Origin of the sequence: Nesterenkonia xinjiangensis (genome assembly GCF_013410745.1) — a bacterium.
Taxonomy (GTDB): Bacteria; Actinomycetota; Actinomycetes; order Actinomycetales; family Micrococcaceae; genus Nesterenkonia; species Nesterenkonia xinjiangensis.
The window spans coordinates 1,367,686-1,385,953 of the sequence record NZ_JACCFY010000001.1 but is presented as its reverse complement, the minus strand read 5'-3'; the positions used below and the strand labels follow the sequence as shown (position 1 = coordinate 1,385,953).

The window sequence follows — 18,268 nt, the reverse complement described above, 5'->3', positions numbered from 1 at the left end:
CCAGGAGTCCCCATGCCGCACCGACCGCAGTCCCCGACGGCGGACTGGTTCCGTCAGCGGGTCGAGGGGCACCTGATCCCGCGGCTGCAGGCCCACGGGCTGGTCATGCACTCGCTCCTGGCGGTCCACCAGGGGCGGCTCCGGCACGAGACCTACTGGCTCCCCTACGGTCCCGAGCGGCCGCATCGGCTGTACTCGGCGGGGAAGTCGCTGGTGTCCCTCGCCGTCGGTGCCCTGATCGACGACGGCGCCCTCGCTCTGGACGATCTCCTGGTGGACCACTTCCCTGAGCATCGTCCCCGGGCACACCCCTGGGTGCGGGCGATGCGTGTGGAGGACCTGCTGAGCATGCGCACGGCCCATGGGCAGAACACCTACGCCCAGGTGTCGGACCCGGACTGGGTGCGCACCTTCTTCACCGTGCCGCCCAGCCGTCCGCCGGGGACGGTGTTCGCCTATGACACCTCGGCCACCCTGGTGCTCACCGCGCTGGTGGAGCGGCTCACCGGGCTGCCCTTCGAGGAGTTCTTCGCCGAGCGGATCGGCCGGCATCTGGGCTTGGAGGCTCCGCTGCGCGCCCTGAGGAGCCCCCTGGGGCTCCCCTCAGAGGCCTTCGACCACCACCCCACTTGGCGAGAGGTCGCCGAGAACCCGGCCGGGGTCGCCCACGGCGGCTCCGGGCTGCTGGCCACTCCACGGGACCTCGCCCGCATCGCCCAGCTCTGCCTGCAGCAGGGCCGCGCGGGCGGAAGGCAGGTGATCTCCGGGGAGTTTCTGCGCGCCGCCACCAGTGTGCAGACGCCCACCGTCGCCGGCGGCTTCGCCCACCCGGAGGCGCAGCTGGGCTACGGCCACCAGTTCTGGCGATGCCGCCGGAACAGCTTCGCCGCCTGGGGGATGGGCGGGCAGATCATGCTCGTGGTGCCCTGGTTGGAGGCCGCCGTCGTCGTGACCGGGGACAACCAGCACATCGAATCCGACGCTCAGCTCCTCCACGACGCGCTGTGGGGCGAGCTGCTCGATCCGCTCGCGGAACAGGTCGGGGCAGCCCCGGGTGAGGTCCGCGAAGGGGCTTCGGGTCCCGTGGCCGACGGTCCGGCTCCGCTGCTGGAGAGTCCCGACGACGTCACCGCCCCACGCGAGCTCGCCTGGGTCTCCGGGGCCCCGCTGCCGATGGGGCTCGCCCATGACGCCGGCACCTACCGCGCCAGCTTCGCCCTCGAGACCGGGCCCGGCAGGCAGTCCGAGGCGCTTGGGGCCGGGGAGGAGCTCGTCGGCCTGGAGATCCGCTCCACCGGGGATCTCGGCGAGCTGACGCTGCGCACCGCGGACGGGAGACGCCTGAGGTTCCCCTATCGGTTTGGCGGGCACGCGCGGCATGATCTGCCCGGCTACGGCTACGAGACGCACACCTCCGGAGCCTGGATCGACGGGAATACGCTCTCCGTTCACGCGCACGTCGTAGGGGACTGGCTCGCGCAGATCCAGCTGCTCGTCCATGTCGGCGACGGCGCCCAGATGGTGTGCCGCATGCGCGCCTCGGCCGAGCTCTTCGCTCAGGAGTTCGACGGGCTGCTCATCGGCCGCCAGGTGTGAGCGGTCCTCGCTCCCGCACCGCAGAGGTCCAGGTCAGAGGCCTCTGTAGGTCGGCCCGAGTTTTCAGGGTGACGTCCCCCTCCGACTCAGTGATGCACGAATGCTCAGTTGAGCGGCGTTGTTCATACGCGTAGTGAATCACTGCATGTCGAAGCGGCAATGGTGAACCGGTGGAACGTCGTTGACGCGCTGTCAGCCGCCGCCCTACAGTCATGGAAACCGCTTGCTGAGTGATGCTGATCACATTTCACATCGACCGTGGCCGGCGGGGCTTCGCACCGTACCGTTCGATGAATGAGGAACCTATGAAGAACTTCACGCGACTTTCCAGGATTGTGGCCGTGACGTCCCTGTCCGCCGTGGCCCTGACGGCCTGCGGCGGCGACGCCGACGGCGGAGGAGGGGGTGAGGCGGGTGGAGACGAGGACGTCCAGCTGCGCTTCACCTGGTGGGGCTCGGACTCACGCCACCAGACCACCCAGGAGATCATCGACGCCTTCGAGGAGGAGCACCCGCACATCTCGATCTCCGCCGAGTACGGCGACTGGTCCGGCTACTGGGACCAGCTGGCCACCCAGTCCGCCGGCGGAGAGATGCCCGACATCATCCAGATGGACGACAAGTACCTGCGCGAGTACGCGGACCGCGGAGCCTTGCTGGACCTCAGCGACGTCGACGTCTCCGAGTTCGACCAGGACTCCGTGGACAACGGCCGCACCGAGGACGGTCTGTTCGGCATCACCACCGGCATCAACTCCCTGGCGCTGATCGCCAACCCGGAGCTCTTCGACGAAGCCGGCGTCGAGATTCCGGACGACACCACGTGGACCTGGGACGACTTCGCCGAGATCAGCGCCGAGCTGAGCGAGAACCTCGACGACGGCTACGGCACCAATGACCCCAACGAGCCCGGCGGCTTCCAGATCTGGCTGCGCCAGCAGGACCAGCACATGACCACCGACGAGGGCGAGCTGGGCTTCGACGCCGACGACGCCGCCGAGTACTTCCAGTACTACCTGGACCTGGTGGACGAGGGCATTCCCTCGGCCGCGGTGATGTCGGAGAACCAGTCCAGCGGCCCGGACCAGTCCCTGCTGGGCACCGGCCAGGTGGCCATGGCCCCGTGGTGGACCAACCAGATCAACGGGCTCTCCGAGGCCTCCGGCGTGGACCTGGAGCTGCTGCGGTTCCCCAGCAGCACCGGCAGCGCGGAGGACAACGGCATGTGGTACAAGTCCTCGATGCTGATGTCGGCCTCGGCCACCACCGACCACCCGGAGGAGGCGCAGCTGTTCATCGACTACTTCGTCAACTCCGAGGAGGCCGGGCTGCTGAACCTGGTGGACCGCGGCCTGCCGGGCAACAACTCGGTGCGCGAGGCCATCCTGCCCGAGCTGGAGGGTCCGGACCTGACCTCCGCCGAGTTCATCGAGGAGATCGAGGATGAGCTGGCCGGACCGGAGCCGGTGCCGTCGCTCGGCTTCTCCGGCCTGCAGGACATCATCTACCGCTACGAGATGGAGGTGTTCTTCGACCGTCAGTCGCCCGAGGACGCGGCGGAGAACATGATCTCCGAGATGGAGGCCGAGCTGCGCTGATCAGGCGCCTCGGCTCGGTCGAGAGCGCGAATGCGGGTCAGGGTTCGGATGAGCCTTCAGGGTGGTCCCTCAGCAGAGGGGCCGCCCTGCTCGCATGCCCGGCCAGCACCAGCAGGACCCAGCACGAGCAGGACCCAGCACCAGGAGGAGCATGAACCCGCCCGCCGACATCACCGTCACCCCGCGCTGGATCGCCCGGGACGGTGTGCCCTGGTTCCCCGTCACCGGGGAGATCCACTACAGCCGCATCTCCCCGGAGCGCTGGTCGGACGTGCTGGGCCTGGCCCGCGCCGGCGGGCTGACCTCGGTGGCGACCTACGTCTTCTGGAGACACCATGAGCCTCGTCCCGGGGAGTTCGACTGGTCCGGGCCCCGTGACCTGAGGGGCTTCATCCGCCGTGCGGCGGCCCACGGGCTCGAGGTCGTCGTCCGCCTGGGCCCCTGGTCCCATGGAGAGGTGCGCCACGGCGGCTTCCCGGACTGGCTGGTGGGTTCGGGAGTCCCCACCCGGCGCGACCATCCGGAGTATCTGGGGCGGGTGCGCGCCTTCTACGCGCAGATCGTCGCCCAGCTGGAGGGGCTGACCCACGACGACGGCGGCCCGGTCATCGCCGCTCAGATCGAGAACGAGCTGGCAGATCAGCCCGAGCATCTGGCCACCCTCCGGACCATGGCTGAGGAGCTGGGGCTGCAGGTCCCGCTGTGGACCGCCACCGGATGGGGCGGCGCCCGCCTGCCCGAGAGCCTGCTGCCGGTGTGCAGCGGCTACGCGGACGGGTTCTGGGCGGATTCGCTGGCCGCATGGCCGTCGTTCTGCCGGGTCCACTTTCACTATGAGGAGGTCCGCGATGATCTCGGCGTCGGCGACGACGTCGCCCGGGCACTGGCCGCCGAGGCCACGTCGGTCTCACCGTCCGCGGCACCGCTCCCCACTGCTCCGCAGTCCCCGGACCCGCAGACCCCCTTCCTCACCTGTGAGCTCGGCGGCGGCATGCACGTGGCCTATCACCGACGCCCCCTGGTCAGCGGGGAGGACGTGGCCGCCCTCGCCCTGGCCACCATCGGCAGCGGTTCCGTGTGGCAGGGCTTCTACATGTACGCCGGCGGCAGCAACCCGTTCGGGGGCGGAGCCGCGCATCCCGACGGCGAGCAGGAGTCCCAGGCCACCGGCTACCCCAACGACGTCCCGCAGATCAGCTACGACTTCGGTGCACCCATCGGGGAGCACGGCCGCATCCGTCCGCACTACGAGATGCTGCGGCGCCAACACCTGTGGCTCGCCGCAGACGGGCACCGGCTGGCCGCGATGCGCAGCCGGGTCGGAGGCGGGTCCGCCGAGGACCCGCACAGCCTGCGCTGGGCGGTCCGCTCCGACGGCGACTCCGGCTACCTCTTCCTCAGCACCTACGTCCCCGACGGCCACCTCGACCCTCAGCCCGCCCTGCAGCTGCGCCTCGGTCCCGAGCAGGGGCTGGACGCCTCCCAGCTGGTGCCCCATGAGCCGGTGGATCTGCCGGCCGGCATCTCCACCGTGTGGCCGGTGAACCTGCCGCTGGACGAGCGCACCCGGCTGGTCAGCGCCACCGCGGAGCTGCTGACCCGCCGCGAGGAGGAGGGCGGCGCCGTCGTCGTGCTCACGGCGCGGCGCGGTATCCCGGTGCAGCTGCTGCTCGCCGGGGCGGTGGAGGTCTCCGGTCCGTGCCGTGCCACCGGCACCGACGACGGCGACACGTTCGTCGAGCTGACCGCCGACCCCGGTCCGGAGGTCCTGCTGACCTGCGGGAGCGTCCGCCTGCTGATCCTCGACGAGGCCACCGCCGACCAGCTCGCCGTGCTGCCCGTGGACGGCCGGGAGTCGATGGTGCTCTGCTCCGCCCCGGTGCACGCTGAGCCGGTGCACGCTGATTCGGTGCGCCCCGCCGCGACCCGGCTGGTGGTCCACACCGAGGAGCCCGAGGTGACGCTCGACGTCTGGCAGGGCGCCGGCACCTCGCCGCGGTGGCGGCGTCGGCTGGTGTCCGCGCCGCGAGCGGGGCAGCAGGAGGTGCTGTGTCGCAGTCTGGTCCTGCCGGCGACGGCCCCGCAGCCCAGGGTGGGAGGCCCGGAGGAGAGGCTCGCGGCTCCCGCGGACTTCAGCGGCGCCGCCGTCGTGGAGCTGTCGATCCCCGAGGAGCATCTGGAGGACGAGGACCAAGGGTCCGGGCAGCTGCTCCTGCGCGTGGACTGGACCGGCGACGTCGGCCGTGCTCGACTGGGGGACCGGCTGATCAGCGACCACTTCTGGCATGGCCGGGAGTGGGAGATGGACCTGACTCCGTGGCGGGAGGAGCTCCGGCGCGGCTCGCTGACCCTGGAGCTGCTGCCCTGGTGCGCCGCATCGGGCGTGTGGGTCCATCCGTCCGTACGGGAGGTGGAGGACGGCGTCGTGGTGCGGTCGGCCCGGCTCATCCGACGCGAACGGGTGGTGGTCACGGGCTGAACTGTCGCGTTCGTGTTGATTCATGTTTGAATGTGATGGTTCAATAGCTGTGATACGCGTTACTCGACCCAGTGAGGCCCCATATGCTGGCAGCTCAGCGTCAGACCCGCATCACCGAGATCGTCCAGAGCCGAGGAGCCGTCAGCGTCACCGAACTGGTGGATCAGTTCGGCGTCTCCGACATGACCATCCGGCGTGACCTCGACGCGCTCGCCGGACGTGGCCTGGTCGTCAAGGTCCACGGCGGCGCCGTGCTCAGTCAGACGCGCCGCACCGAGGAGCCCGGCTTCGAGGTCAAGTCGGTGCAGATGGAGGCGGAGAAGGCGTCCGTGGCCGACGAAGCAGCCCAGCTGGTCCAGCCCGGCACGTCCGTGGCGCTCTCTGCCGGCACCACCACCTGGGCGCTGGCCCGCCGGCTGCGCGCCGTGGAGGACCTCACCGTGGTCACCAACTCCACGCGCATCTCCGACGTCTTCCAGGCCGACCCCCGGCCGGACCGCACGGTGATCCTCACCGGCGGAGTCCGCACTCCCTCAGACGCCCTGGTGGGCCCCCTGGCGGCGGCCTCGCTGCGCACCCTGCATGTCGACCTGGCCTTCCTGGGCGCCCACGGGGTCGCCGTTCCGGAGGGGTTCACCACCCCCAACTTCCTCGAGGCCGAGACCAACCGGGCGCTGCTCGCCACCGCCCAGCGCCGGATCGTCCTGGCGGACCACAGCAAGTGGGGGGTGCTGGGCATCTCCACCTTCGCCGAACTGGCCGACGTCGACACCGTCATCCTCGACGACGCCCTCTCCGAGGAGGCGGCCGCCGCCCTGCGCGACCACATCGACGAGGTCATCCTCGTCGGACCCCGCCCACTCAGGAGAGAGCACCGGTGAACAGAACCCAGGCCACCCTCGCCGACGGCCGCGAGATCTTCTTCTACGACGACGTACCCCGCACCCGAACCGTTCACGACACCCGAGACATCGTCCGCCCCGACGGAGGCTCCGAGCTGCGCTGGGACGCCTACCTGGGGGAATGGGTGGCGGTGGCCGCGGCGCGCCAGCACCGCACGCACAAGCCGGCCACGGCCCTGTGCCCGCTGTGCCCGACCACCGACGAGCGGGCCACCGAGATCCCGCAGGACGACTATGACGTCGTCGTCTTCGAGAATCGGTTCCCCTCGCTGGCCGGAGGCCCGGAGCTGCCGCTGGACAAACCCGAGCAGGCGCTCGCCGCCGGGGAGGACCTCACCGCGCTGCGGCACCCGGGGGCGGGACGCTGCGAGGTCGTCTGCTTCACCCCGGAGCACACCACCTCGCTGGCCCAGCTGGATCCGCGCAGGCTGCGCACCGTCGTCGACGCCTGGGCGGATCGCACCGCCGCGCTGCTGGCGCTGCCCGAAGTGGATCAGGTCTACTGCTTCGAGAACCGGGGCGAGGAGATCGGCGTGACGCTGCATCACCCGCACGGGCAGATCTACGGGTACCCCTTCCCCACCCCGCGCACCGCCCGGATGCTCGAGTCCGCGCGGGCCACGCGGAAGGCCACCGGGGAGGACCTCTTCGCCCGGACTCTGGCCGCTGAGCAGGCTGCGGGGGAGCGCATCATCTCCCGCACCGAGCACTGGACGGCGTTCGTGCCCGCTTGGGCGCGCTGGCCGGTGGAGATCCACCTCATGCCCCACCGGGCGGTGCGCACCCTCCCGGAGCTCTCCGATGCCGAGCGCGATGACTTCGCCGCCCTCTACCTGGACATCCTGCAGCGCGGGGACCGGCTCTTCGGCACGGCCCTGCCCTACATCTCGGGCTGGCAGCAGGCGCCCGCCTCTGCCGGGGACACGGACTTCCGCCTCCACCTGCAGCTGTTCTCCATCCGCCGGGCGGAGAACAAGCTCAAGTATCTGGCCGGCTCGGAGTCCGGGGTGGGCGTGTTCATCAATGACATTCCGCCGGAGCAGATCGCTCAGCGGCTGCGCGAATCGGGAGGGACGACGTGAACCAGCAGGACGACCGCGTCCGGGCACAGGCGCTGCAGAGCGGCTTCCGGGAGGTCTTCGGCCAGGATCCCGACGGCGTCTGGGCCGCACCAGGCCGGGTGAACCTGATCGGCGAGCACACGGACTACAACGAGGGTTTCGTGCTGCCCTTCGCCCTTCCGCAGTCCACCTATGTGGCCGCTCGTCGGCGCAGCGACGGCCAGGTACGGGTGCATTCGCTCTTCACCGAGGAGACTGCGGAGTTCGCCCTGGAGGGCCTGCGCCCGGGCAGTGTGGACGGTTGGGCCGCCTATGTGGCCGGCATGTGCTGGGGCCTGCGCGAGGCCGACGTCGCCGTCGTCGGCGTGGATCTGCTGATCGACTCGACGGTGCCGCACGGGGCCGGGCTGTCCTCCTCGGCGGCGCTGGAGTGCTCGGTGGGGTTGGCCGTCGTCGAGCTTTCCGGTACCGTGCTGGAGCCGCTGGCGCTGGCGCGCATCGCCCAGCGGGTGGAGAACGACTTCGTCGGCATGCCCTGCGGGCTGATGGATCAGATGATCTCGATGCTCGGCGAGGCCGGGCATGCGGTGCTCTTCGACACGCGCTCGCTGACGCCGACCCTGGTGCCGTTGGCGCCGACGGGCGACGCAGAGGTGCTGGTGATCGACACCCGCGCCCCGCACCGGCTGGTGGACGGCGAGTACGCCGAGCGCCGTCGGCAGTGTGAGGAGGCCGCGGACGCGCTCGGCGTGACGTCCCTGCGGGAGCTCAGCGACACCGAGACTGAGGTGGCGGAGCTGCTGGCACCGCTGACCGATGAGACGCTGCGGCGTCGTGCCCGGCATGTCATCACCGAGAATCGCCGGGTCTCCGAGGCCGTGGCGCTGCTGCGCGACGGAGACCTCGCCGCCGTGGGGGAGCGGATGCGTGGCTCCCATCTCTCCTTGCGGGACGACTACGAGGTGACCGTCCCAGAGATCGACCTGGCGTTCGACGTCGTCTCCGGCGCCGGGGTGCTCGGCGCCCGGATCACCGGTGGGGGCTTCGGCGGCTGTGTGATCGCCCTGGCACCGCTGGGCGTGCACCAACAGGTCGAGGAGGCCGTGACGGCCGCCTTCGCCGAGGCCGGCTTCAGCGCCCCTGCGGTCTTCCGGGCGCCCCCGGCCGACGGGGCCCGCAGGGTGCTGTGAGCCCGCGGTGGGTGTTCACGTCTTGTGCTGGAGGAGCTGGATGAGATTGCCGCAGGTGTCGTCCAGCACCGCCATGATGGCCGGGCCGACGTCCATCGGGGGTTGGGTGAACGCCACGCCCAGGCCGGTGAGGCGCGCGTGCTCCGCGTGGACGTCGTCCACGGCGAAGGACGTGAAGGGGATGCCGTCGGCCACCAGGGCTTCCTTGAAGGGAGGGACGGCCGGATGCATGCTGGGCTCGAGGACCAGCTCGGTGCCGTCGGGGTCCTCCGGAGAGACGACGGTCAGCCACCGCGCCTCGCCCATCGGAATGTCATGGCGCACCTGGAAGCCCAGGATCTCGGTGTAGAACGTGCGTGCCGTGTCTTGGTCGTCGACCAGGACGCTGAACTGGTGGAGTCTCATCAGGGGTTCTCCTCGGGTGTGGGTGGGGGTGTCTCTGGCGTGTCGGCAGTCGGGGCCGGCGTTGTCGGTCGCAGCCAGCGCGTCACGATCGGCTCCAGCGGCGCCGTGTTGATGCGGTGGAGCTTGTAGCGGCCCCGGCGGGAGGTCTCCACCAGGCCGGACTCCTCGAGTACGGAGATGTGCTGGGAGATCGCCTGTCGCGAGGAGCTCAGCCGCTGGGTCGCGTAGAGCCGCGAACAGATCTCGAACAGCGTCTGCTCCTCGTTCTCCGTGAGTCCGTCGAGTATCGCCCGGCGCGTGGGGTCGGCGAGGGCTTTGAAGACGTCGGCCATGCCACCAGAGATTAGGCAAGAGCTTACTTGCATGTCAAGGCCTGGTGGGGCGGCCGATGTATCGATAGAGTTAGTTTCGCCACTGTACGTATTTTCATCAGGAGTCCAGAGTGCCCGAACCAGTGCGGATCGCCATCATCGGTCATGCCTTCATGGGTGCCGCCCACGCCCATGCGTGGCGCACGGCGCCGCGCTTCTTCGATCTGCCCCGGCAGCCCGAGGCCACGCTGCTCGTCGGGCGGGACGAGGCACGCACCCAGGCTGCCGCCGACCGCCTGGGCATCCCCGAGATCGCGACCGACTGGCGGTCCGCCGTGACCCGGCCGGACATCGACGTCGTCGACATCTGCACTCCCGGAGACACCCATGCGGCGATCGCCGAGGCGGCGCTGGCCGCCGGCAAGCACGTGCTCTGCGAGAAGCCGCTGGCGAACTCCGTGGCCGAGGCGGAATCGATGGCGGCCGCCGCGGCCCAGGCCGCCCAGCGCGGGGTCCGCACCTTCTGCGGATTCAGCTACCGCCGCACCCCCGCCCTGGCGCTGGCCCGACGCTTCGTGGAGGAGGGTCGTCTCGGGGAGATTCGACACGTCCGGGCCCAATACCTGCAGGACTGGCTCTCCGACGCCGATGCCCCGCTGACCTGGAGGCTGGACAAGGAGACCGCGGGCAGCGGGGCGCTGGGCGACATCGGCGCCCACTCCGTCGACGCCGCGCAATGGGTCAGCGGCCAGCACATCGAGGGTGTCTCAGCACTGATGCACACCTTCGTGACCTCCCGTCCGGTCTCCGGCTCATCCCAGGGGCTCGGAGGCGCGGGGGACCTGTCCGGGGAGCGGGGCCCGGTCACCGTCGACGACGCCGCCGCCTTCACCGCTCGATTCTCCGGCGGGGCCGTCGGAGTCTTCGAGGCCACCCGGTTCGCGCTCGGCCGACGCAACGCCAACCGCCTGGAGATCAACGGCAGCAAGGGATCGGTGGCCTTCGACTTCGAGCGGATGAACCAGCTCGAGTACTTCGACGGCGGGGACCCCCAAGAGGCCCAGGGGTTCCGCACCATCCATGTCACCGACGCCGTCCACCCGTACACGGACCACTGGTGGCCTGTCGGGCACGGACTGGGCTACGGGGACCTCTTCGTCCACCAGGTGGCCGATGTGCTCACCGCCCTGGACACGGAGGAGCCTGCCCGGCCGGACTTCCAGGAGGCGCTGGACGTGCAGCGAGTCCTCCATGCGGTGGAGGCCAGCGCGGCTGATGCCAGCCGCTACACGCCCGTGGCCCGCTGACGCGGCGGCCGAGGATTCCCAGAGGAGACACCATGACCAAGAGAGCGCTCATCGTCCGGGGCGGCTGGGAGGGCCACCAGCCTGTGGAGGCCACCGAGCTCTTCCTGCCGTTCCTGAGGCAGAACGGCTACGACTGCCAGGTGCACGACTCCCCGGCGGTGTACGCCGAGGAGGACACGATGTCCGGGGTGGACCTGATCGTGCAGTGCATGACCATGTCCACCATCGAGAAGGACCAGGTCCAGGGGCTGCGGGCCGCCGTCGCCGCAGGTGCCGGGCTGGCCGGCTGGCACGGAGGCATCGCGGACTCGTATCGGAGCAGCGACGCCTACCTGCAGCTCATCGGCGGGCAGTTCGCCCACCATCCGCCCGTGCCCCCGGCCGAACGCACCGGGGAGCAGTCGGACTTCTACATCCCCTACCGCGTGGACATCCTGCCTGAGGCGCAGGACCACCCGATCACCCGCGGCCTGGAGAGCTTCGAGCTGGTCACCGAACAGTACTGGGTGCTCCATGACGACCTGATCGACGTGCTGGCCACCACCACCCTGCCGCGCCGCAGCTTCGATGAGTGGGAGCGCCCCCATGTGAATCCGGCGATCTGGACCCGCCGGTGGGGGAAGGGGAGGATCTTCGTCTCCACCCCCGGCCATCGGGTGGAGGTCCTGGAGCACCCCAGTGTGCGCACCATCATTGAGCGGGGGATGCTGTGGGCCAGCCGGTGAACGGGAAGGGCGGCCGCGTGCGCATCGGCATGGTCGGTGCGGGGAACATCAGCGGCCAGTACCTGAAGACCATCAGTCGACTGGACGCTCTCGAGCTCACGGCCGTCGCCGACCTGGACCTGAGCCGGGCCGAGGCGGTGGCCACCGCCCACGGCGCGGTGACGGAGGACCTGGACGGGCTGCTCGGCCGTGCCGACGTCGACGTCGTGCTCAATCTGACGGTCCCTCAGGCCCATGCCCAGGTGTCCTCGGCGGCGATCCGCGCGGGCAAGGGTGTGTACGTGGAGAAGCCCTTCGCGGCCGACGTCGCGGCCGGGCGCGAGGTGCTCAACCAGGCGCGCCGGGCGCAGGTGGTGATTGGCAGCGCCCCGGACACCGTGCTGGGCAGCGGCGTGCAGACCGCCCGTGCCGCGCTCGACGCCGGCCGCATCGGCACCCCGACGAGCGCCACGGCCACGCTGATCATCCCCGGGCACGAGGCCTGGCACCCGAACCCGGACTTCTACTACCAGCCCGGCGGCGGGCCCCTGATGGACATGGGCCCCTACTACCTCACCGCCCTGGTCACCCTGCTGGGGCCGGTGCAGCAGGTGATCGGCGCGGCCAGCGCCCTGCGGGACGAACGCATCATCGGTTCCGGTCCACGCACCGGCGAGCGCATCCCGGTGACGACGCCGAGCCACGTCACCGGGGCCCTCGTCCACGCCGGCGGCGCCGTCTCCACTGTGGTGATGAGCTTCGACGGCGCCGCCACCCACGCGGCGCCGATCGAGATCCAGGGCACGGAGGGGGCGCTGGCGGTGCCGGACCCGAACCACTTCGACGGAACGGTCTCCCTGGCCCGCAGAGGAGCCCCGTGGCAGGAGCTGCCGGTCTCCGCCGGTTACCGGGGAGCCTCCCGGGGGTACGGGATCGCTGACCTGCTCTGGTCCGGCGCCTGGGACGGGGACCCCCGGAAGGGCCGGTCCCAGGGCGAACTGGGCCTCCACGTGCTGGAGGTCATGGAGGGGTTGCTGGCCTCTGCCGAGTCGGGCCGCGCCGTCGTCATGACCACCACGGTGAAGCGCCCGGAGCCGGTCCCGCTCAGCTCCGGATGAGCGACCCTCACTTGATCCCGGTGTTGGCGATCCCCTGGACGAACTGCCGTTGGAAGATCAGGAACACCGCCAGCAGCGGCAGGACCGTCACCGTGGCCACGGCCATCACCGCACCCCACGGGGAGCTGAAGGCAGGATTGTTGGTCAGCGTGGACAGTCCCACCGGCACGGTGAGGTTCTCATTGCCCTGCAGCACCACCAGGGGCCAGAGGAAGTCGTTCCATCGGGTCATGAAGCCGAGGATGACCAGCACGCCGACCAGAGGTCCGCAGGTGGGCAGCACCACCTTCATGAACGTCGTGAACTCGCCGGCGCCGTCGAGCCTCGCGGCTTCCAACAGCGCGTCGGGAAGGCCGAGCATGTACTGCCTGGCGATGAAGATGCCGACGACGTCGAACAGGGTCGGCAGGATCACCGCCCACGGAGAGTCGACCAGGCCCATGCGGGCGACGATGAGGAAGGCGGGGACCAGCGTCACCTGGATGGGCATCATGATCGTCACCAGGAAGGACGCGTAGATGACGCCCCGACCCCAGAAGCGGAACTTCGCGAGGGCGTAGCCGGCTCCCAGGGAGACACAGACGCTGAGTGCGGTGCCCAGCCCTGCGATGAACAGCGAGTTCCCGAGCCACTGCCAGACGGGTTGCTCGGTGAAGACCTCGGTGAAGTTCTGCGTGGTGGACTCCGTGGGCCACAGGTAGGGCTCCTGGGACTGGGACTGTCCCCCAGGCGTGAAGGCGGTGACGGCCATCCAGTAGATGGGGAACACCATGACGACGGCCAGCGCCGTCAGGGCTGCCGTCAGGGCCCAGCGGCGTCTGCGACGGCTGGTTCTGGGGTCGCCGGTTCTCATGCGATCTCCTCTGCGCGTCGTGCGGCACGTTGTCTCAGGACGGTGAACACCAGGAGGATCGCCACGAGGAGCAGGCCGAGTGCCGCGGCGTATCCCATGCGGGCGTCGGCGAATGCCGACCGGAAGATGTACTGGATCAGCACTGTCGTGGAGAATCCGGGCCCGCCTCCTGTCATGACGTAGATGACGTCAAAGGCCTGGATGGAGAACACCACGTTCAGGATGAGGAGGATCCAGGTCGTCGGGCCGAGCAGGGGCCAGGTGATGCTGCGGAAGCGGGTCCAGGCGGACGCCCCGTCCACCGTCGCGGCCTCCTGGAGCTCGGTGGGCACCGACTGCAGGGCGCCCAGATAGATCACCATGCAGAATCCGATGCGCGTCCAGACGACGACGGCGATGAGCGTGAACATGGCCAGCTGCGGCGAGGTGAGCCAGGGTGCCCGGTCGCCTCCGAGAGCTGCGAGGAGGTTGTTGACGACCCCGTAGTCGCCATGGAATATCCAGGACATCACGACGCCGACCACGACGCCGGCGGCGACCATCGGGACGAAGAACGCGGCTCGGAGGATCGATCGTCCCGGGAGGTTTCGGTTGAGCGCGACGGCGAGCGCCAGTCCGATCCCCATGGAGGTCGGGACGGTTCCGACGGTGAACACGAGCGTGTTCGTCAGCGCGGTCATCAGGAGGCGGTCCTGCGTCATCGTCGCGTAGTTGTCCAGGCCCACCCAGTCACCGCCTCCGAGTGCCGTGGTCTCCTGGAAGCTGAGCGTCACCGCGATGATGATCGGCAGCAGCGCGAAGGTCAGGAACAGCACCGCCGCCGGGGCGATGAACACGTAGGGGGCCGTGGTGCGAGGTCGGCGTCGTCGGAGCTGCTTTGGGCGGCCTGCTCGGCCGGATCGGCCAGCGGGGACGGACTCTTGGTCCGCCGGGCGTCCGGGGGTCCGCCGGGGGGCTTCACTGATCAGTGACACTCTCCATCGCCTCCATCATCTGTCGGGCCGTCTCGTCCGGTGAGAGCTCACCGAGGAAGCACAGGTCGAGGAAGTCGGCGAATACGGCGTTCAGGGAGCTGAAGAAGCGCCCTGTCTGGGCGCGGACCATCTCGATCGGGATGGTCGAGCCCTGGTCGATGAACCGCTGCATCGTCTCCGGGTGGGCGGAGTATCCGATGTCATCGGCGTCGAGCGAGGCGCGTGCGGGGAGCCAGTTCCCGTGCTGGCAGAACGTGATGACCTTCTCGCGACTCGTGATGTGGGCGACCAGCTCGGCCGCGAGCTCAGGGTGCTTGGACGAGCGTGTGACGGCCAATGCGTTTCCTCCGAGGTCGGAGGCCTCCTGGGAGTTCCTGATCATGTACGTGGTGCCCCACTCGTCCGGCATCTCCTCGTCCAGCTGAGCGATGGACTCCGGGTTGTTGAGCATGAGGCCGATCTGGCCGGTCAGGAAGAGGTTCCGTGCGACGTCCCCGCCACCGGACTTGGCCATGTTCCCCGGGGAGACCAGTCCGTCGGCGTACCAGCGCCGCCCGAACGAGAGCGCCTCGATCGCCTCCGGCGTGTCCATGGAAGGTGTCTCGCCGTCGTCGCCCAGGAACGTGCCGCCGTTCTGGTGGATGAGAGGCATCCACCGGTAGGCGGTCTCTGGCCCTGTCCAGCCGTAGCCGAACCCGTAGCCGCCGGTGACCTTCCTGGCCTCCTCGGCGATCTCGAGGAACTCCTGCCACGTCCAGGCGTCCTGGAGCCTTCCCGGCGGGGTGACGCCGATCGTCTCCATCACGTCATGCCTGTAGTAGGTGATGAAGTTGTCGGTGTGCTGGAAGACGCCGTAGAGGCCGTCCTCCCGGTCCCCGATGGCCCAGAACGCGTCCGAGTAGTCCTGCCGATAGCTGCCTGGGATCGCCGAGGAGAGGTCCACCAGGCTGCCGTTGGCGGCGTATCGTCCGATCTGCTGGGGCGTGATGCGGATGATGTCCGGGGCCAGGTCGGCTGCCAGCCGGGTGATGAACCACTGGTGGAACTGACCGGTGGTCACCTCGACGGCGACGGAGGTCCCGGGGTGGTCGGCGACGAACTCGTCGGCCATCTGCTGGTAGGACTCGAGGTCCAGAGGGATGTTCCAGGACGAGAGTCTCAGGTGGGTCGTCCCGGTGGGTTCGCCGGTGCAGGCGGCCAGGGCGCCGGCTGCGGAGATGCCGGCGAGCGCGATGAACCGCCGCCGGGTCGGTCCATGACCCCCTGTCGATGATCGCGTCCGTCCTTCTCGGTGCAGGGGCATCGCTCAGCTCCGCAGCGTCTCCGGCAGCAGCTCCGCATGCGCGTCGAGCAGCTCCTCGGTCATCTGGTGGATCTCCTCCACGGTGAGCAGCGCGGCGGTGAGCGGGTCCAGGGCGACGGCGTGATGCACGTGTTCGCGTGATCCCTCCAGCGCGGCGCGCACGGCGAGCTCCTGCACGTTGACGTTGGTCCGGTTCACCGCGGCCAGCTGCGGGGGCAGGTCGCCGAATCGGGTCGGGCGCAGACCGGCGCCGTCCACCAGGCAGGCCACCTCCACGCAGGCTGCGGCCGGCAGGTTGGTGATGACCGAGCCCTGCGCGCCGGGGGCGAAGCCGGCGTCGCTGTTGGGCACGTTGCCGTGCACCACGGCCGGCTCTCCGGTGATCATCGAGTTGACGATGATCGCCCCGTACTCCAGCGAAGGCTTCAGCTCCGCCTTGAGCTCGGCCAGCTGGTCGCCGAGGTCCCCGGACGCGTCGTGGGCGGCGCAGATCTCGAAGTAGTCCCAGCGACTGGGGATGTACTCCTCCACCAGCTCGGGGTTCTTGCGGAAATAGGGCAGGTACTCGGAGGCGTGGTGGCTGGACTCGGTCTGGAAATGCCCGAAGGTCTGCATGATCGCGGTGCGGACCTGCTCGTTGCCGCCCTCGTAGTCGCTGGCCGCCTCGGCCTCGCCGCTGTGGTCGCCGTCGTCGGCGGTGAGGGATGACGCCGCCCGGCCGCGCTGATGCCGGCCGCCCATGACGTCCCGCAGCCGCGGGTAGAGGTCTTCGTCCCCGCGGCGGAAGGAGAGGATCCAGGCCTGGTGGTTGATGCCGGCGCTGGTGAAGGTCACCTCGTCATAGGGCACTCCGAGGGTGCGGGCCAGCATCCGGGTGGTGCCCTGCACACTGTGGCACAGTCCCACGGTGCGCAGTCCTCTGGCGTTCAGATAGGCGGTGGCCATGGCCATGGGGTTGGCGTAGTTGATGAACTGCGCGTCCGGGCACAGCTCCACTGCGTCCTCGGCGATCGCCTCGTAGGCGGTCACGGAGCGCAGGAAGCGGAACACTCCGCCGGGGCCCAGGGTGTCTCCCACGGCCTGGTCGATGCCGTGGCGCCGCGGGATCTCGACGTCGTGCCGGTAGGAGTCGATGCCGCCCACTTGGAACGTGATGATGACGACGTCGGCGTCGCGCAGGGCTTCGCGGCGGTCAGTGGTCTGCTCGACGACGGTGGGGAAGCCGTGATGGTCGACGAGTCGCCGGGCGGCGGTGGCCACGCGGTCGAGTCGGCCGGGGTCGATGTCCATCAGGGCGAGGGTGGCGCCGCGCAGTGCGGGGAAGCTGATGAGATCGCCGATGAGGCGGAAGGGGAAGACGAACCCGCCGGCGCCGATGATGGCGATCCGGGGTCCGGCGGGTGCGTGGTCGTCGAGGGCAGGGGCGGGAGCTTCGGCTGTGACGTAGGTCATGAAAGTCACAGTAGGCCTGCCGATGCTGAAGGAGCCTCCGTCGAAGTCGGGAGAATTTCCCGGATCCTCCTCTCCGGGTAGGGTGGACCGAGTGATTCAGGACACACTCGGCATGCTCGACGTGCAGGACATCCCACCGGCCATCTGGGTCCGCCGCGGGCGGCCTCCGGCCATGGAGCGCGCCCACCGTCATGATGATCTCGAGATCAACATCGTGGTCCGCGGCAGGCTGGACTACCTGCTCGGCGGGCGGCGGATCTCCATCGGCCCGGGCGAGATCGCGCTGTTCTGGGCCGCCTTCCCGCATCGGCTCATCGATCCGGGCGAAGCGGACGTCTGTTGGGTGCATCTGCCCCTGAGCACGGTGCTCGGCTGGGGTCTGGGTGAGCAGGAGATCGGCACGCTGCTGCGGATGCGTCCGGTGGTGGTCCCGCTTCAGGAGGTCCCGGTCCGCGTGGTGGACCTCTTCGAAGTCTGGCGCACCGAGCTGGCCGGCGACGACGCCGAGATCGCCCTGCTCGAAGCGCAGGCGCTGGTGCGGCGCGTGCTCGCCGGCCATCGCAGGTCCGGGGCGGCGGCGGGTGCGTCGGGCGGGACGTGCGGGGCGCCGCAGGAGCCTGAGGGTGCGGCGCACTCCGGGCAGGGTGCGGCCGAGCACGCCGTGGCCATGGCCCGCTACCTGGCCGCGCATCACCGGCTTCCGGTCTCGGTCTCCGACGCCGCCGGTGCGGTCCACCTCTCGCCCACCTATGCGATGGGCGTGTTCAAGAAGGTGCTGGGCATGACGGTCGCCGAGTATCTGACCATGTGTCGGCTGGCCGAGGCGAAGCGGCTGCTGCTGACCACCGACTGGTCGGCCGCCGACGTCGCCCACGCGTCCGGGTTCTCTTCGCAGAGCAGCTTCTATGTGCATTTCAAGCGCGACGTCGGCACTTCTCCGTCGGGGTATCGCCGCCGGTATGACTTCATGTCGCACTGACATGGCCCTGGGCGTTGACCGGTGAAGCGGGTCACA

16 protein-coding genes are annotated in these 18,268 nt (G+C 69.7%); 10 read left to right on the top strand and 6 right to left on the bottom strand.

All coding sequences use genetic code 11. The features are described from left to right. Window positions 1–12: 12 nt before the first annotated feature. The 6 genes from HNR09_RS06380 (at window position 13) to galK (ending at window position 8,826) form a co-directional block, all read left to right on the top strand. Window positions 13–1,596 (top strand): serine hydrolase domain-containing protein, encoded by a 1,584-nt coding sequence (locus HNR09_RS06380; protein WP_179541278.1) that lies wholly within the window; start codon window positions 13–15, stop codon window positions 1,594–1,596. A 341-nt stretch (window positions 1,597–1,937) separates the two neighbouring features. Further along, on the top strand, window positions 1,938–3,194 hold the full coding sequence (locus HNR09_RS06375; RefSeq protein WP_343047465.1) for an ABC transporter substrate-binding protein: 1,257 nt from the start codon (window positions 1,938–1,940) through the stop codon (window positions 3,192–3,194). A 151-nt stretch (window positions 3,195–3,345) separates the two neighbouring features. Further along, window positions 3,346–5,673 (top strand): beta-galactosidase, encoded by a 2,328-nt coding sequence (locus HNR09_RS06370; protein WP_179541276.1) that lies wholly within the window; start codon window positions 3,346–3,348, stop codon window positions 5,671–5,673. A gap of 83 nt (window positions 5,674–5,756) precedes the next feature. Continuing rightward, window positions 5,757–6,554 carry a DeoR/GlpR family DNA-binding transcription regulator gene (locus HNR09_RS06365; RefSeq protein WP_179541275.1) on the top strand — a complete coding sequence of 266 codons (798 nt, stop codon included), beginning with the start codon at window positions 5,757–5,759 and terminating at the stop codon, window positions 6,552–6,554. Beyond that, window positions 6,551–7,657 (top strand): galactose-1-phosphate uridylyltransferase, encoded by a 1,107-nt coding sequence (gene galT / locus HNR09_RS06360; RefSeq protein ID WP_179541274.1) that lies wholly within the window; start codon window positions 6,551–6,553, stop codon window positions 7,655–7,657. The genes HNR09_RS06365 and galT overlap by 4 nt, the downstream gene beginning before the upstream one ends. Then, window positions 7,654–8,826: a galactokinase gene (gene galK, locus HNR09_RS06355; protein WP_343047464.1), complete on the top strand. Its 1,173-nt coding sequence runs from the start codon at window positions 7,654–7,656 to the stop codon at window positions 8,824–8,826. Before galT ends, galK begins: the two co-directional genes overlap by 4 nt. 15 nt (window positions 8,827–8,841) lie before the next feature. Here galK and HNR09_RS06350 read toward each other — a convergent pair whose 3' ends face one another. Both HNR09_RS06350 and HNR09_RS06345 read right to left on the bottom strand, forming a co-directional pair. Next, on the bottom strand, window positions 8,842–9,231 hold the full coding sequence (locus tag HNR09_RS06350) for a VOC family protein (RefSeq protein ID WP_179541273.1): 390 nt from the start codon (window positions 9,229–9,231) through the stop codon (window positions 8,842–8,844). After that, window positions 9,231–9,563, bottom strand: a complete 333-nt coding sequence (locus tag HNR09_RS06345; RefSeq protein ID WP_179541272.1) for an ArsR/SmtB family transcription factor — start codon at window positions 9,561–9,563, stop codon at window positions 9,231–9,233. The genes HNR09_RS06350 and HNR09_RS06345 overlap by 1 nt, the downstream gene beginning before the upstream one ends. A 110-nt stretch (window positions 9,564–9,673) precedes the next feature. Between HNR09_RS06345 and HNR09_RS06340 the strand changes: the two genes are divergently transcribed. Genes HNR09_RS06340 through HNR09_RS06330 form a run of 3 tightly spaced genes read left to right on the top strand, consistent with a single transcriptional unit; the run spans window position 9,674 to window position 12,671 of the window. Then, window positions 9,674–10,849, top strand: coding sequence for a Gfo/Idh/MocA family protein (locus tag HNR09_RS06340; RefSeq protein WP_179541271.1), 1,176 nt, complete (start codon window positions 9,674–9,676; stop codon window positions 10,847–10,849). Between the two features lie 32 nt (window positions 10,850–10,881). Continuing rightward, on the top strand, window positions 10,882–11,574 hold the full coding sequence (locus HNR09_RS06335; protein ID WP_179541270.1) for a ThuA domain-containing protein: 693 nt from the start codon (window positions 10,882–10,884) through the stop codon (window positions 11,572–11,574). Window positions 11,575–11,603: 29 nt separating this feature from the next. After that, window positions 11,604–12,671, top strand: a complete 1,068-nt coding sequence (locus tag HNR09_RS06330) for a Gfo/Idh/MocA family protein (protein ID WP_179543054.1) — start codon at window positions 11,604–11,606, stop codon at window positions 12,669–12,671. Window positions 12,672–12,678: 7 nt separating this feature from the next. Here HNR09_RS06330 and HNR09_RS06325 read toward each other — a convergent pair whose 3' ends face one another. From HNR09_RS06325 to melA, 4 genes are all read right to left on the bottom strand, one after another. After that, window positions 12,679–13,524, bottom strand: a complete 846-nt coding sequence (locus HNR09_RS06325; protein ID WP_179541269.1) for a carbohydrate ABC transporter permease — start codon at window positions 13,522–13,524, stop codon at window positions 12,679–12,681. Then, a complete protein-coding gene (locus HNR09_RS06320; RefSeq protein WP_343047463.1) occupies window positions 13,521–14,360 on the bottom strand; it encodes a carbohydrate ABC transporter permease in 840 nt (279 codons plus the stop codon). The genes HNR09_RS06325 and HNR09_RS06320 overlap by 4 nt, the downstream gene beginning before the upstream one ends. 121 nt (window positions 14,361–14,481) lie before the next feature. Next, window positions 14,482–15,801 (bottom strand): ABC transporter substrate-binding protein, encoded by a 1,320-nt coding sequence (locus tag HNR09_RS06315; RefSeq protein WP_179541268.1) that lies wholly within the window; start codon window positions 15,799–15,801, stop codon window positions 14,482–14,484. A gap of 3 nt (window positions 15,802–15,804) precedes the next feature. Further along, the gene (gene melA, locus HNR09_RS06310) at window positions 15,805–17,253 is read right to left on the bottom strand and encodes an alpha-galactosidase (protein ID WP_179541267.1); all 1,449 of its coding nucleotides are present in this window, start codon (window positions 17,251–17,253) and stop codon (window positions 15,805–15,807) included. A 91-nt stretch (window positions 17,254–17,344) separates the two neighbouring features. Here melA and HNR09_RS06305 point away from each other — a divergent pair, with 91 nt between their 5' ends. Beyond that, a complete protein-coding gene (locus HNR09_RS06305; RefSeq protein WP_179541266.1) occupies window positions 17,345–18,232 on the top strand; it encodes a helix-turn-helix domain-containing protein in 888 nt (295 codons plus the stop codon). The last annotated feature ends 36 nt before the right edge of the window (window positions 18,233–18,268 follow it).